The organism is Microbacterium sp., from assembly GCF_051953575.1.
Taxonomy (GTDB): domain Bacteria; phylum Actinomycetota; class Actinomycetes; order Actinomycetales; family Microbacteriaceae; genus Microbacterium.
Window position 1 is genome coordinate 1 of sequence record NZ_JBQCIP010000042.1, and the last position, 14,022, is coordinate 14,022.

The following is a 14,022-nucleotide window of genomic DNA, read 5'->3' on the forward strand; positions in this document are numbered from 1 at the left end:
GGGTCGGCCGCGAGCGGCACAGAGAATCCGCCCACCTCGCTCAGCGCCTCGGTGACGCCGGGCAACAGATCAGGCCGGTTCTCGACCAGCCACCCCGCGCCCCACACACCGCCGCTCTCTTCGTCGGCGAGGAACGCGAACACCAGATCTCGGCGCGGCACGATCCCCTCGCGGCGCAGATGGCGCGCCACGGCGAGGATCGTCCCGGCGAAGTTCTTCATGTCGACGGCGCCTCGGCCGTAGAGATAGCCGTCCTCGATGTCGGCGCCGAACGGCGGGTGCGTCCAGTCCTTCTCTTCGACCGGGACGACATCGAGGTGGGCGTGCACCAGCAGCGCGCCGGCGTCCGGGTCGCGTCCGGCGATCCGCGCGACCAACGACCCGCGGCCGGGCCGCGGCTCGACGAACTCGGCATCGATGCCCGCTTCTGCGAGCCGCGCCTGGACGAAGCGCGCCGCGCGGGTCTCGCCGTCTCCGATCGTCTCGGCGACGCCGGTGTTGACGCTCTCGATGCGGATCAGCTCGCGGACGAACTCCAGGGCTTCGCTCTCCAGCAGGGTCGGCGTCGGCCGGGCGGCGGTCATTCTCGTCTTCCTTCGGTCGGCTGTGGGCGAAGGCGTGCCCCGCCTTCATCGCGTGCTTGCAGTCAACCCGCCGGCCGAGCAGACCCCGCGCCGGTGCGTCACGCGGCGTAGCACGGGCGGCGCGGGAATGACCGGCCGAACCCGAACCCGAACCCGAACCCGCACCCGAACCCGAAGGCGCGCCCGGACTCACCCCAGCCGGCGCACCGCCCGCTGCAGCTTCTCGCGGACCGAGGCGGGGTCGACCACCGGTATCTCTCCGCGCTCCGCCTGCTCCGCCCAGGACTGGCCGATGTAGCGCATCACGCCGGCGAGGATGCCGGCGATGACGCGGGCATCCTCGGCGAGCGCTGCTTCGGGCTCCGAGGGGTACTGCGTGCGCAGGCGCAGGTCGATGATCTCGGTGAGCTCGCGATCGAGGACGGAGATGCGCTCCAGCTGCCGGGCCATGAGAGCGGGATTCGAGCCGACGGCACGGATCCGGCGGGCCAGCAGCTCGGGGTCCGCCGCCATGGCGCCCGGGTCGATGCGGATGAGCTGCGCCGCCTCCACGAGCAGCGGCCCGGTCGAGACGATGAACGCCCTCGCCGCGCGTTCGTCCACCTGGGGCTCGTCGGTGCCGATGAGGGCGGCATCCTTCGTCCGGAAGTGGTTGAAGAAGGTGCGCTGGCTGACGCCCGCCCGAGCGCAGATCATGTCGACGGTGACCGCGTCGTACCCGTGCTCGAGCACCAGATCGACCGCCGCGCGTTCGATGGCCGCGGCCTTCTCGACGGCATCGCGCCGGCGCGGGGGACTGCTCGACATGATCTGCGCTCCTTGGGTCACTCGTACCGTAGCGACTCGATCGGGTCCTGTCGTGCCGCCCGGCGGGCAGGCAGGACTCCGGAGACGAACGCGATGAGGGTCACGATCAGGATGACGCCGATGACGTTCGCGGGGCGGAACAGCAGGATCTGCAGACCGGGAAGGGCCGACAGCACCGACTGCGCGGCGACGCCCGCGATCGCCGTGCCGACGCCGATCGCCGCGAGTGCTCCGATCGTCGCGCCCAGCAGCCCGATGACGATCGCCTCGAGCGAGAACAGCGCGAAGACCCGTCCGTTCGACATCCCCATGGCCTTCATCAGCCCGATCTCGCGGGTGCGCTCCTGGACGCTCATGAGGAGGGTGTTCACGATCCCGAACGACGCGGCGATGAGCGCCACGACCGCGAAGGCGCTGAGCACCCCGATGATCCCGTTGATGACCGTCTGCACGACACCCAGCTGGTCCGCGACGGTCTGGCCGGTGAGGTCGTCGGCGGCGAGGGCGGACTTCACCGCGGCGATGTCGGCGTCCGTGACGGTGCCGTCCTCCCCGGAGCCCGCCAGATAGGCGACGGCCACCGGCCAGCCCTGCGGCTGACCCGGGATCGCCTGGGCATCAGCCACCTGCTGGACCAGTTCGCTGTTCGCGCCGGCGCCCGAGGCGAACAGGCTCTCGCGCGCGACCCCTGTGATCTCGGCCTGCACCTGCTGCGCCTGGCCGGTGCCGTCGGTGTAGCCGAGCGTCACCGTGGCGCCGACCGCGTCCTGCGGGTCGGCGAATCCGAGTGCGCCGACGTAGTCCTCGGGGATCACGAGCTCGGCGCTCTGCGACTGCTGGTCGAGCTGGCGCCCGGCGACCAGGTCGCTCTGGCCGATGGAGGAGGTGGGGTTCACCGTCAGCTCGTAGCGCGTGCTGTCGGGGGCCTCGATCCAGTCGATCGTGATCTGACTCACTGCTTCGACGCGGTCGACGCCCTCGATCGCCGCGACGGCATCGATGTCGTCCTGGTTGAGGAGGGTCCCGGCGCCCAGGGGATTGGCGCCGCTGGACCGCTGGCGTCCCTCGGGGTCGTACTCCGCCGGCTGGTCGCCGGTGTCGACCGACGCCGCGGGAGAGACCAGCAGCACGTCGCCGGAACCGAGGGATGCCACCTGGCGTTCGACGTAGTCGTTCACTCCGGCGCCCAGGGCCGTCGTGAGGGTCAGGGTGAAGGCGCCGACGAAGAGGCTCAGCACGGTGAGCGTGGTGCGCAGCCTGGCGCGGAACGCGTTGCGGCCGGCGCTGCGGACGATGTCGATGGTCTTCATCGGATGCCTCCGGTCGGTGCGGATGCGGGCGTCCGGCCGGCGATCAGCCCGTCCGCGATGGTCACGGCCCGGTCGCAGCGCGCCGCCAGCTCCTCGTCGTGGGTGACCACGACGAGGGTGATGCCGCGCTCGCGCTGCAGGCCGAAGAGGATGTCCTCGACCTGGCCACCGGTCGCGGAGTCCAGGTTGCCGGTCGGCTCGTCCGCGAACACGACCTGCGGCTCGCCGACGAGCGCCCGGGCGATGACGACGCGCTGCTTCTGGCCGCCGGAGAGATCCGCGGCGCGATTGCGCGCCTTGTCGGCGAGACCCAGTGCGTCCAGCGCTTCCATCGTCCGCCGCTGCCGTTCCCTCGCGGGGACGCCCGCGATCGTGAGCGGGAGACTCACGTTCTCGGCGACGGTCTGGGTCGCGGCGAGGAAGAACTGCTGGAACACGAATCCGAACGTCGCGTTGCGGAGCCGGTTGAGCTCGCGCGGGCGGAGGGTCGCGGCATCCTGCCCCTCCACTTCGATGCGACCGCTCGTCGGGCGATCGAGCAGCGCCAGGAGGTGCATGAGGGTGGACTTGCCGGAGCCGGACTTGCCGACGATGGCGAGAGACTCTCCCGTGCGCACGTCGAGGCTGACGCCGCGCAATGCGGAGAAGGCGGTGTCGCCCCGGCCGTACACGCGAGTCACCTCCTCGGCACGCAGGATGAGGGGGGACGCGGAGGTCATGATGCTCCTTCGAGGACGAATATGCAGACACTGCATATTATCTGGCAGTTGCTGAATATAGCGTGAGACGATGGAATCGAAATGCCGAGTGGATCGAAACGAGCATTACTTCGGTAACAACTACTGGACAAGTCGTAATGCTTGTTACAGAATCAATGCGCGGCGTTCGTCGGCGAGCGCCCCCGAGAAAGGTCCCCGCATGGAACACCTCACCCCCCGCCTCCGTCGTTTCGCCTGCGCAGCCGCCGCCCTCTCGATCACCGGGATGCTGGCCACCGGGTGCGCCTCCGCCGCCGGTGGTGCCGAGAGCACCCCGTCGGCCGCCGACGGCGCTCCCGTCGAGATCCTCGGGAAGCAGATCGACGTCGACGACGACGCCCGCGCACTGCTGCCCGACGACATCGCCGAGACCGGCTCGGTCACCGCGGCGACGGACGCGCCGTACGCCCCGTTCGAGATGTTCGTCGAAGAGGGCTCCGACGAGCTGACGGGTGTGGACGTGCTGCTCGGCCAGGCGATCGGCGCCAAGCTCGGCATCACGGTCGACTTCGCCCAGCAGGGGTTCGACGGCATCATCCCCGCATTGCAGGCGGGCAACTACGACCTGGCGATCTCGGCGATGACCTCGAGCGTGGAACGGATGGACGTGCTCACGTTCGTCGACTACTCGGCATCGGGCACCGGCATCCTCACCCGCGCAGGCAACCCCGACGACATCGAGACGTACCTCGACCTGTGCGGCAAGAACGTCGCCGTGCAGACCGCGACCAGCCAGGCCGCACTGGTCACCGACGTGTGGCAGGCCGAGTGCGAGGCGAAGGGCCTGGAGCCGATCGCGCTGTCGGAGTTCCCGTCCGATTCGGACGCGCAGCTGGCCATCACCGCCGGCAAGGCGCAGGCGTCCCTGCTGACGAAGCCCAGCGCGGGATACGTCGCCAAGACGACCAACGACGGCAAGACGTTCATGGTCGTGGAAGACCCCGAAGCCCCGAACGGCTACGACGCCACCCTCAACGGCATCGGCGTCCTCAAGGATCGCGCCGACTTCGCCCAGGCGATCCAGAAGGCCCTCCAGTCGCTGATGGCCGACGGCACCTACGACGCGATCCTCGCGGAGTTCGGCGTCGAGGGCATCGGCATCGACGACGCGACCATCGACGGCGCCGCCTCCTGAGCCGGCGGGGCCCGGACCGCCCCCCGTCCGGGCCCGCCTCTCCCTCGGAACGACCCCTTCCCCACCCAAGGAGCATCATGGCCGCATCGTCGCAGCCGCTCGCCGACGCCACGGCGCCCCCGACCCTCGACACCCGCCCGACCCTCGTCACCGTCCCGCTGCGCCACCCCTGGCGCTGGGTGTCGGGGATCGTCGTCGGACTGGTCACCGCCTCACTGGCGGTCGCCTTCGCCCAGAACCCGAACATCGACTGGCCCACCGTGGGCGCGTACCTGTTCGCTCCGCTGACGCTGCAGGGACTGGCCACCACGATCTACCTGACGGCGGCCGCGATGGTGATCGGGCTGGCGGGCGGCATCGTGGTCGCGATCATGCGGCTCTCGCCCAACCCCGTGCTGCGCGTCGTGAGCGGGCTGTTCGTCTGGGTCTTCCGCGGCACCCCGGTGCTGCTGCAGCTGATCTTCTGGGGATTCATCGGCGCCTTCCTGCCGAAGCTCGTGCTCGGGATCCCGTTCACGGACGTCGAGTTCTGGTCCATCGAGACCAGCACGCTGATCCCCGCGACGGTCGCCGCGCTGCTCGCCCTCGGTCTCAACGAGATGGCCTACGCCTCGGAGATCGTCCGGGCGGGGATCGCGTCGGTCGACCACGGCCAGACCGAGGCCGCCCATTCGCTCGGCATGACGCCGGGCCGCACCATGCGCCGCATCGTGCTGCCCCAGGCGATGCGCGTGATCGTCCCGCCGATGGGCAATGAGGTGATCACGATGCTCAAGACCACCGCGCTGGTCTCGGTGATCGCCGGCCACGACCTCATGTCGAACCTGCAGGCCGCGTACGCCCAGAACTTCAAGATCATCCCGCTGCTGATCGTGGCCGCGATCTGGTACCTCGTGCTGACCAGCATCCTCGCCATCCCCCAGGCGTGGCTCGAACGACGCTTCGGGCGCGGCGTCGCCGGCGCGCGCGAGAACGTCGTCTCGAAGCTGCTGCGCGTCTGGAAGGCCGGAAAGAAGTGACCATCATGCTCCCCACCGATCCCATCGCTTCGCCCGGATCGGCGCCGACCGCGACGTCGGCCATCATCGACGCGCGCGACGTCCACAAGCGCTTCGGATCCCTCGAAGTCCTCAAGGGCATCACCCTGCAGGTCGGGCGCGGGCAGGTCGCCTGCCTGCTCGGTCCCTCCGGTTCGGGCAAGTCCACGTTCCTGCGCTGCATCAACCACCTCGAGAAGATCGACGCCGGCATGATCCGCGTCGCCGGCGAGACCGTCGGCTACCAGGAGCGCAACGGCAAGCTGTACGAGCTGCCGGTCGCCGCGGTCGCCCGTCAGCGCCGCAGCGTGGGCATGGTGTTCCAGCGGTTCAACCTCTTTCCGCACATGACCGCGCTCGAGAACATCGCCGAGGCGCCCGTGCAGGTGCGCGGCACGGCGCGAGGCGTCGCGAAGGCGCGGGCGCTCGAGCTGCTGGACCGGGTCGGTCTGGCCGACAAGGCCGGCACGTACCCGAGCGCGCTGTCGGGCGGCCAGCAGCAGCGCATCGCCATCGCCCGTGCGCTGGCGATGGATCCCGAGGTGATGCTCTTCGACGAGCCCACCTCGGCCCTCGACCCCGAGCTGGTCGGCGACGTGCTCGACGTGATGCGCGATCTCGCGGCATCCGGCATGACCATGATCGTCGTGACGCACGAGATCGGCTTCGCCCGCGAGGTCGGCGACGTCGCCGTGTTCATGGACGGCGGCGTGGTCGTCGAGCAGGGGCACCCGTCCGAGGTGCTCGTCAACCCCCGCGAAGCGCGCACCCGGTCGTTCCTCGCCAAGGTGCTGTGATGACGGTGAGCTCAGCCACCGTGCTGCCACCGCTCCCTGTCGCGCTGCGGGAACGCGCCGCATCGCTCCTCCCGCAGTTCCGGGACGATCTGCGTCGCCTCGTCGAGATCGACTCCGGTTCCGGTTCGGCGGACGGAGTGGATGCCGTCGGCGACTGGTGCGCGGAGCGCCTCAGCCTGCTCGGCTTCGATGTGGAACGGATCCCGACCCCCGTCGTCGCCGGGAGCGGCTACGGCGGAGTGGTCGTCGGCCGCAAGCGGGGGCGTGGATCGCGTCGCGTGCTCCTGTTCGCGCACCTCGACACCGTGTTCGCGGACGGCACCGCGCAGGCGCGTCCGTACCGCGAGCAGGGCGGACGCGCGCTCGGGCCCGGAGTGAGCGACGACAAGGGCGGCGTCCTGGCCGCCCTGTACGCCGCTCGTCTGCTCGACGAGTCCGGGTTCACCGACGTCGCCGAGCTCGTGATCGCCCTCACGCCGGACGAGGAGGTGGGGTCGCCCGCGTCCGGGCCGATCCTCGCGGCGATCGCGAGCGGGATGGATGCCGCACTGTGCCTGGAGTGCGCCCGCGAGAACGGCGACCTCGTCACGGCGCGGAAGGGGGTGGCCGACGTGCGTATCCGCATCGAGGGGCGGGCGGCGCACGCAGGCGTCGAACCCCACCGTGGCCGGAACGCCGCCGTCGAGGCGGCGCATCTGCTGCTCGACCTGCAGGGACTCAACGGCGCCCGCGAAGGACTGACCGTGAACATCGGCGTCGTGAGTGCGGGTGAGCGCGCCAACGTCGTGCCCGCGCGCGCCGAACTGTTCGGGGAGGTGCGGGCCGCGACGCTCGCCGATCTGGACTGGGCCCTCGCCTCGATCGAGGAGCGCGCCGCGCGTCCTGCCGTCGACGGCGTGAGCTCGCACGTGGACCGCATGGCGGTGTGCCCGCCGCTGGAGCCGGAGGTGACCGCCTGGCTGTTCGCCGCCGCGGCGGCCGTCGGGCGGCAGCTCGGCGTCACCGTCGCGGGGGCGGCGACCGGCGGTGTCTCGGACGCGAACTTCGTCGCGGCGACCGGGGTGCCCGTGCTCGACGGACTGGGCCCCATCGGCGGCGACGACCACTCCGAGACGGAGTGGCTCGACCTGGAGAGCGTGCCCTCGCGGCTGGCGCTGCTCGCGGGACTCGTCATCCGCGTCGCCACCGGATGAGCGCGATACTGTCGAGTCCGGAGGTGCCCGACATGGCCGAAGCCGGAATGGCCGAGACGATCCGACGGGGGATGGGCGACTGCTCGCCCGCCGAACGCAAGGTCGCCCGCGTGCTGCTGTCGGCGTACCCCTCCGCGGGCTTCGAGACGGTCGCCCGGCTCGCCGAGCGCGCCGGTGTGAGCGGCCCCACCGTGCTGCGTTTCGTGCAGCGGCTGGGGTACCGCGGGTTCCCCGACTTCCAGGAGGCGCTGCGACACGATCTCGACGAGCGCTCCGCCTCGCCCCTGCGGATCCATCAGACGCAGGGGCCGCGGGGCGGCGACGACGCCACGCTGCGCGACCGTGCCGCGGCGATCTCGCTGCAGACGCTGGAGAAGACCTTCGCCGAGGTCAGCACGCACGACCTCGACCGCTGCGTGGAGCTGATCGCCGCCGCACCGGGGTCCGTCCTGGTCGCGGGCGGTCGCTACTCCGGCCTCCTCGCGCGGGTGCTCGCCCAGCACCTGGAGCAGCTGAGGCCCCGCGTGCGGATGCTGCCCGAGGCACCGTCCGCCCGTGCCGCGCTCGTCGAGGACCTCGGGCGCCGCGACGTGCTCGTGCTGTTCGACTTCCGCCGGTACGAGGAGCACACGCAGCGCCTGGCGCGCGCCGCGCGAGAGCGGCATGCGTCGGTGGTGCTGTTCACCGACATCTGGCTGTCGCCCGTCTCGTCGGACGCCGACGTGGTGCTCACCAGCGAGACGGCCGCGCCGTCGCCCTTCGACGCGCTGACGCCGGTGCTGGCGTTGATCGAGACGGTCGTCGCCGGGTGCTTCGACCGGCTCGGCGACGCGGCGGTGGCGCGGATGGCCCGCGCCGACCGCGCCGCGAGCGACCTCGGACTGTACTGACGCCGGGTCTTCTTCTGCACGAAGGACTGCCCGGCCGCCGCAGCGGCCGGGCAGTTCATCGTGCGGGTCGTCACGGGGCCGGGGTGATGTCCATCCGCAGTCCCGAGAACGACACCGCGCCGGTCGGCGTCGTCCAGGCCGCCGTGCCTTTGTCGCGGGTGAGCGAGGTGACCGCCTGCGGCATCGACTCGTAGCTGGTCCCTTGTCCGGTGCGCGAGGCGGATGCCACGACCTCTCGCGCGAGGTCGCGCAGGGTGTACGCGCCCCCGGCGCCGTCGAGCGAGTCCCAGACGTCCGAGCGAGGTGCGGCGCTCGCCGCCCGCGGCTGGAGCCGGACGGAGCCCTTCGCCTTCTGGATCGTGACGTCGTCGCCGAAGACGATCGTGTCGCCGTCGGTCGCGTAGCTCCACCGCACGCCTGTGAGGGCGCCGTCGACCGCCGCGGCCTCCCGTACGTCGAGGATCGACGCTCCGTTCACGCCGATCACGCGGCCTTTGTGCGTGCGGCGGTCGAGCACGACGGCCGTGGTCTCGTCGACGCCGAGCACGACCTCGTGCCCCGTCGCCTGTGCCAGCACGGCGGCCCGGCCTTCGCGACCCCAGGTCGTGAAGTGGCTGTCGAGCAGCACTCCGTCGACGAACCCGAAGCCGCCGTACGGGAGGTACCCGAGTGCGCGCTCGTCGTCGAGATAGCCCGCGGACGCGCCGTCGCGCCAGGCCTCGTAGGACTCGCCGCCGGTGACCATGTCGGCGCCCTGCTGGATCGTCAGGCCCGCGCTCACTCCCGCCACGACGCCGCGGGCGGCGACGTCGCGGATGGCGGCCATCACGGGCGTGTCCGCGCAGTCGGTGAACGCGTCGCGGTCAGCGGGCAGGCACGTGAACAGCGTGCGCACGTAGCGCATCTGGTCTCCGCCGCCGAAGAAGACGCCCGTGGATGCCGCGACCTGCGCGGCCACCTGCTCGTCGAAGGCTCGCGCCGGCGTGTAGTCGTCCCCGGGGTAGTTCGCACCCGTGTCGATCGGGACGGCGTAGGTGTCGGCGCCGAAGCGCTCGAACAGCGCGGAGTAGTAGAGGCCGTTGGCGGCCGCGTTGTTCAGCTCCGGATCGGCGGCGTCCGAGGCGTTGGACGCCGCCGTGGCCGCGGCGGTGACGATGGCGATGCGGGCTCTCGCCGGCCCGTCGCCGTCCGGGTCCGCCAGCGAGACGATCGCTTTCAGGATCTCGGAGTTCTCTTTGAGGTTGCCGCCGATGAGCACGGCGTGAGGCGACAGGGCGCCGGCGGACGACGGCGCCGCCGAGGCGGATGTCGCCGGCACGAGCGCGAGTGCGACGGCGAACACGGTCCCGGCGGCGCCGGTGCGTCTGAGGGTGGTGCGCATGATTCTCCTTTGAAACGGCGAGTACAGAAATGGATCAAGCGTGCAAGAATCTAACGCACATTACAGAGCGACGGAAGGGATCCGAGGATGGGATCGCAGTTCGCGCTCGCGCTAGACGAGGAGGACCTGCCGACGACCGACACGATCGAGTGACGGCGGTCCGCCACACCCCGCGGCGTTCATCGTCGATGATGTTCGGAGTGGAGTTGTCAGCACAGGCGGGAGTGGACATGAGCGGCGACGGGCACCGTAAGCACCTCGGAGACGACGAGCCGGAGCAGGGCCCCGGCGAGGAGACGCTGCTGGGCGCCGCGGGCGACGAGGTTCCGCCGGGAGGAGTGGTCGCCGGCTCCTTCGACGACCAGTTCCCCGTCGCGGACCCGTACGCGGGCATCCCCGCCGACGAGGTCGGCCTCCCGCCGCTGAGCGAGGCCGAGCAGGAGGCCGTGGCGCGCGAGGCGGATCGGCTCGCGGACGACCCTGAGGCGCTTCGCGACCTCTGAGACGCCCGGCCGCGGCCGCCGGACCGGTCCGGGACGGCATGGGTCGAGCCTCAGATGGGGAACGCCTTGATCCGCTGCAGCAGGTCGGGACCGGAACGTTCGAGGATGCGGCCGCCGACGAGCACCCCCGCGACGATGACGCCGGCGCCCACGGCGACCCCCACGACGAGCGAGACCGCCGCCAGGGGAGCGGACGCGGTCGCGAGTGAGACGATCGCGAGGACGAGCGCGGGTGCGCCGAGCAGCAGGCAGGCCCCCATCACCACGAACACCAGCATCCCGCTCGCGAACGTCTGGCCGGGCACCGTCTTGAAGGGGCTGTCGCCGGCGCGGGGGACGGGGACGACCAGCAGCGCCGACGAGACTGCCGACACCCCGTAACCGACCAGGAGCAGGCCCAGTGACGCGCCGAGCACGGCGGGGAGGCTGGTCCAGGTGTCGGCGACGGCGGCGACGACGACGGCCACGGCGATGACGGCCGGGACGCCGACGGAGGCTGCGCCCAGCGCGCGCCCCCAGCGGTCGGCGCGCCCGGTGATCCCCGACGACAGGACGGACGCGAACGCCGTTCCGTCGTACGAGATGTCGGAGTACGTCGCGATCGCCAGGATGAGCGCGACGACCACCGCGGAGGCGGTGAACATTGCGCCGTCGGCGCCGGTGGTGAACGCGAACAGCGCCGGGAACAACGGGATGAAGATGAGCTGACGGAGGTAGCGCGGGTCCCGCAGCCAGCTGTTGAGCGACCGCGCCCACGTCGCGCCGACGCCGCCCGTGGGCATCGCGCCGAACAGCCCGAGCGCGCCGGACCTGACCGTCCTGGCCGCCGGGCGCGGGCGCGTGCCGACCGCGGCATGCAGCGCGCGGGCCCAGACGAACCACAGGGCCGCCAGCGTGCCGACCGCGATCACGAGCTTGCAGAATGCCGACAGCCACGCGCCCGCGGCGACATCCCCCGGAACCGCCCAGGCAGCGCCGATGGGCGTCCACCCGAGGATCGTGCCCGCCACCCGCAGCCGCGCCGTCAGATCGCCCGCCGCGTCGAGCATGCCCAGCACGCCGGTCAGGATCGGGCCCGTCATGATGAGCAGGCCGATCACGATCGTGCCGATGACCTCCTGCCCGCGCCGACGACCTGAGAAGCCCGTCGTCACGGTGGCGACGAGTCGGCTGAAGAGCACGCACGTGAGCACCGCGACCACCACCATGGGCAGCGCGACGACCGCGGCCAGCGGCCAGCGCACCCACAGGACGATCGACGCGAGTGCCGTGACGGCGGTCGCGATGCCGGGGATGCCGGTCAGCCCGGTGCTCGTCAGCGCCAGCATGAGCTGCCGCTGCGAGAGCGGGAACGGCGCCAGGCGGTCGGCATCCACCATCCCGTCCGAGCCCGAGACGATCAGTGGTCCGAGGGTCCAGCCGAGCAGCAGCGCCGAGCCCGCGACCACCGCGATCGCGCGGATCGCCTCGAGGCCCTGGAAGACGCTGAGGGCGACGAGCCCCGCCACCACGAGGCCGACGAGCCACAGTGCCGCCAGCATGCCGAAGATGAACCCCACCAGCTGCCACGGGCTGCGCGAGAGGGAGTTGCCGAGGAGGCGATAACGCAGCCTCAGGACTGTCGCAACCACTCGGGCCCCTCCGAGGTGTGGCGGCCGCCGACCAGCGTCAGGAACCGGGACTGCAGGGTCTCGCCGGCGCGGACGTCGTCGACGGTTCCCGCCGCGCGCACGCCGCCGTCGACGATGATCGCGACGTGGTCGCACATGCGCTGCACGAGGTCCATCGAGTGGCTCGACACGATGACGGTGCCGCCGGTCGACGTGTAGCTGCGCAGGACGTCCTCGATGTTGGCGGCCGACACCGGGTCGACGGACTCGAACGGCTCGTCCAGGACGAGCAGGCGCGGCGCGTTCACCAGCGCGCACGCGAGCGCGACCTTCTTCGTCATGCCGGCCGAGTAGTCGGCGACCATCGTGCCGGCTGCCTCGCGCAGGTCCATCAGGTCGAGCAGATCAGCCACCCGCGGGGCGATCTCGGCGCGCGGGATGCCGAACATCATCGCCGTGTAGGTGATCAGCTGCTCGCCGGTGAGCCGGTCGAACAGGCGCACGCCGTCGGCGAGATTGCCGATCATCCGCTTCGCCTCGACGGGATGCTGCCACACGTCGATGCCGTGCACCTCTGCCGTGCCGGCATCCGGACGGAGCAGGCCCGTCGCCATCGAGAGCGTCGTCGTCTTGCCGGCGCCGTTCGGTCCCACGAGTCCGAAGAACGATCCGGTCGGGACCTGAAGATCGAGACCGGCCACGGCGAGCTTGTCGCCGAACCGCTTCACGAGTCCCGACAGTCTCAGGGCGGGGGCCGGCGATGTCTGATCCACCCTCCTGACCCTAACGAGTCGCGCAGCGGACCTCTCCGCGGCACCACTCAAGCGCCGTTGAGCCGCACCGCCTCCTGCACGAGGGTCTCGATGCCCGGTCCGTCGATGCTGCTGTCTGCCGAGAAATCGATCGCGCGGACGACCTTGCTGTCGAGTCGCGTGTTGAAGAGGTCGCTGCCGCTCATGCGTGCACCCTTCGAGAACGTCAGCCTCACGGTGTTCTTGAGCACGTCGATGAAGCAGACGTCGCCGGCGTGGGTCCAGAACGCAACCCCCTCGGGCTTGGACGGCTTCTTGTACTTCACCACCTCGACGGCGTCGGGGTCGGCTGACCGGATCGCCGCCCGCAGCGCGACGAACGCGTCGTGCTTCCAGCCGGTCAGTCCCGCGATGATGTCGTCGATCTGCTCGGGGTCGGTCTTGTCGGCCATTGGCGAATACTCGCGAAGTCCGCCGCAGAAATCAACGGCTGCGACGTCCAGCCTCGGGAACGTGGATGCCGGCGCCCGGTCACGAACCGGCGGGGGCCTCCTGCCATTGTGCGACCGGCGCGGTCGTTTCGCGAGGCATGCGTCCGCCCGTTGTCCACAGGCGTGCGCGCGCCGCGGCGGCGGACCACTACCGTGAGGGCATGGCACGTCGCTCACTGCTGGTCGTCGGTTCGCTGGTCCTCGCCCTGTCGCTGGCCGGCTGCGCGACTCCTCGGCCGGGCGGGGCTCTCGACGCGCTCCCGGGCGGCAGCGATCCCGCGCCGACGCCCGAGCCCACCGCCACCCTGGATCCCGAGGCCGCCGCTGCGCGGGCGAAGGCGCAGGGATGGCTCGACGCCGTCAATCTCCCTCCGGGCGCCGAGCCCACCGACCTCAGGTTCGGGTTCAACTCGTACACCGGGTGGCCGTGCGGCCCGGTCGAAGAGCTCGAGGGCTACTGGATGATCCCCGACATGACGGTCCTCGAGGCGACCAAGTGGATCAGGGAGAATCCGACCGCCGACCTCATCACGACTGCCGTCGGCCCGCCGCTCGACGACCCGGCGATCGAGGGCACCATCGTCGGCTACATCCCCGCGCCCGGCGCGCAGGAGGGCATCGTCTACACGCTCGGCAAGTCCGGCGGCGACGTCGCCGTGCGGGCCGAGGTCGCCGCGCTCACGGCATCGGCCGTGTGCCCGCCCCTGCCCGACGGCGGACAGTACGGAGCGCCGGGGCAGGGCTGATCCGGCGGCGCCGGTCGCGCGGTTCTCG

General features: G+C 71.2%; 15 protein-coding genes. 7 read left to right on the forward strand and 8 right to left on the reverse strand.

The window, feature by feature from the left end; translation table 11 throughout:
* The 4 genes from ACTHNQ_RS02960 to ACTHNQ_RS02975 all read right to left on the reverse strand — a co-directional run.
* Window positions 1-584: M20/M25/M40 family metallo-hydrolase (locus ACTHNQ_RS02960; protein ID WP_440330951.1), on the reverse strand; the 584-nt coding region annotated here is incomplete at its 3' end.
* 189 nt (window positions 585-773) lie between these two features.
* A complete protein-coding gene (locus tag ACTHNQ_RS02965) occupies window positions 774-1,391 on the reverse strand; it encodes a TetR/AcrR family transcriptional regulator (protein ID WP_440330953.1) in 618 nt (205 codons plus the stop codon).
* A 17-nt stretch (window positions 1,392-1,408) separates the two neighbouring features.
* Window positions 1,409-2,701 (reverse strand): ABC transporter permease, encoded by a 1,293-nt coding sequence (locus ACTHNQ_RS02970; protein WP_440330955.1) that lies wholly within the window; start codon window positions 2,699-2,701, stop codon window positions 1,409-1,411.
* Window positions 2,698-3,420 carry an ABC transporter ATP-binding protein gene (locus tag ACTHNQ_RS02975; RefSeq protein WP_440330957.1) on the reverse strand — a complete coding sequence of 241 codons (723 nt, stop codon included), beginning with the start codon at window positions 3,418-3,420 and terminating at the stop codon, window positions 2,698-2,700. The genes ACTHNQ_RS02970 and ACTHNQ_RS02975 overlap by 4 nt, the downstream gene beginning before the upstream one ends.
* Window positions 3,421-3,619: 199 nt before the next feature.
* Between ACTHNQ_RS02975 and ACTHNQ_RS02980 the strand changes: the two genes are divergently transcribed.
* The 5 genes from ACTHNQ_RS02980 (at window position 3,620) to ACTHNQ_RS03000 (ending at window position 8,511) form a co-directional block, all read left to right on the forward strand.
* A complete protein-coding gene (locus ACTHNQ_RS02980) occupies window positions 3,620-4,594 on the forward strand; it encodes an ABC transporter substrate-binding protein (RefSeq protein WP_440330959.1) in 975 nt (324 codons plus the stop codon).
* A 77-nt stretch (window positions 4,595-4,671) separates the two neighbouring features.
* Complete coding sequence (locus tag ACTHNQ_RS02985; RefSeq protein WP_440330960.1) at window positions 4,672-5,613, forward strand: amino acid ABC transporter permease; 942 nt, start codon at window positions 4,672-4,674, stop codon at window positions 5,611-5,613.
* Window positions 5,614-5,618: 5 nt separating this feature from the next.
* Window positions 5,619-6,428: an amino acid ABC transporter ATP-binding protein gene (locus ACTHNQ_RS02990; protein ID WP_440330962.1), complete on the forward strand. Its 810-nt coding sequence runs from the start codon at window positions 5,619-5,621 to the stop codon at window positions 6,426-6,428.
* The gene (locus tag ACTHNQ_RS02995; protein ID WP_440330964.1) at window positions 6,428-7,621 is read left to right on the forward strand and encodes a M20/M25/M40 family metallo-hydrolase; all 1,194 of its coding nucleotides are present in this window, start codon (window positions 6,428-6,430) and stop codon (window positions 7,619-7,621) included. The genes ACTHNQ_RS02990 and ACTHNQ_RS02995 overlap by 1 nt, the downstream gene beginning before the upstream one ends.
* A gap of 32 nt (window positions 7,622-7,653) precedes the next feature.
* Window positions 7,654-8,511 (forward strand): MurR/RpiR family transcriptional regulator, encoded by an 858-nt coding sequence (locus tag ACTHNQ_RS03000; RefSeq protein WP_440330966.1) that lies wholly within the window; start codon window positions 7,654-7,656, stop codon window positions 8,509-8,511.
* 70 nt (window positions 8,512-8,581) lie between these two features.
* Here the strand turns inward: ACTHNQ_RS03000 and ACTHNQ_RS03005 are convergent, their stop codons facing one another.
* Window positions 8,582-9,892, reverse strand: coding sequence for a cyanophycinase (locus ACTHNQ_RS03005; protein WP_440330968.1), 1,311 nt, complete (start codon window positions 9,890-9,892; stop codon window positions 8,582-8,584).
* A 200-nt stretch (window positions 9,893-10,092) separates the two neighbouring features.
* Here ACTHNQ_RS03005 and ACTHNQ_RS03010 point away from each other — a divergent pair, with 200 nt between their 5' ends.
* Complete coding sequence (locus tag ACTHNQ_RS03010; protein WP_155911067.1) at window positions 10,093-10,395, forward strand: hypothetical protein; 303 nt, start codon at window positions 10,093-10,095, stop codon at window positions 10,393-10,395.
* A gap of 50 nt (window positions 10,396-10,445) precedes the next feature.
* Here ACTHNQ_RS03010 and ACTHNQ_RS03015 read toward each other — a convergent pair whose 3' ends face one another.
* Genes ACTHNQ_RS03015 through ACTHNQ_RS03025 form a run of 3 tightly spaced genes read right to left on the reverse strand, consistent with a single transcriptional unit; the run spans window position 10,446 to window position 13,209 of the window.
* Window positions 10,446-12,026, reverse strand: coding sequence for a hypothetical protein (locus ACTHNQ_RS03015; protein ID WP_440330970.1), 1,581 nt, complete (start codon window positions 12,024-12,026; stop codon window positions 10,446-10,448).
* Complete coding sequence (locus tag ACTHNQ_RS03020) at window positions 12,008-12,778, reverse strand: ABC transporter ATP-binding protein (RefSeq protein WP_440330972.1); 771 nt, start codon at window positions 12,776-12,778, stop codon at window positions 12,008-12,010. The genes ACTHNQ_RS03015 and ACTHNQ_RS03020 overlap by 19 nt, the downstream gene beginning before the upstream one ends.
* 47 nt (window positions 12,779-12,825) lie before the next feature.
* A complete protein-coding gene (locus tag ACTHNQ_RS03025; RefSeq protein WP_440330974.1) occupies window positions 12,826-13,209 on the reverse strand; it encodes a DUF1801 domain-containing protein in 384 nt (127 codons plus the stop codon).
* 200 nt (window positions 13,210-13,409) lie between these two features.
* On the opposite strand from ACTHNQ_RS03025, the gene ACTHNQ_RS03030 reads away from it, so the two are divergent.
* Window positions 13,410-13,994: a hypothetical protein gene (locus tag ACTHNQ_RS03030; RefSeq protein ID WP_440330975.1), complete on the forward strand. Its 585-nt coding sequence runs from the start codon at window positions 13,410-13,412 to the stop codon at window positions 13,992-13,994.
* The last annotated feature ends 28 nt before the right edge of the window (window positions 13,995-14,022 follow it).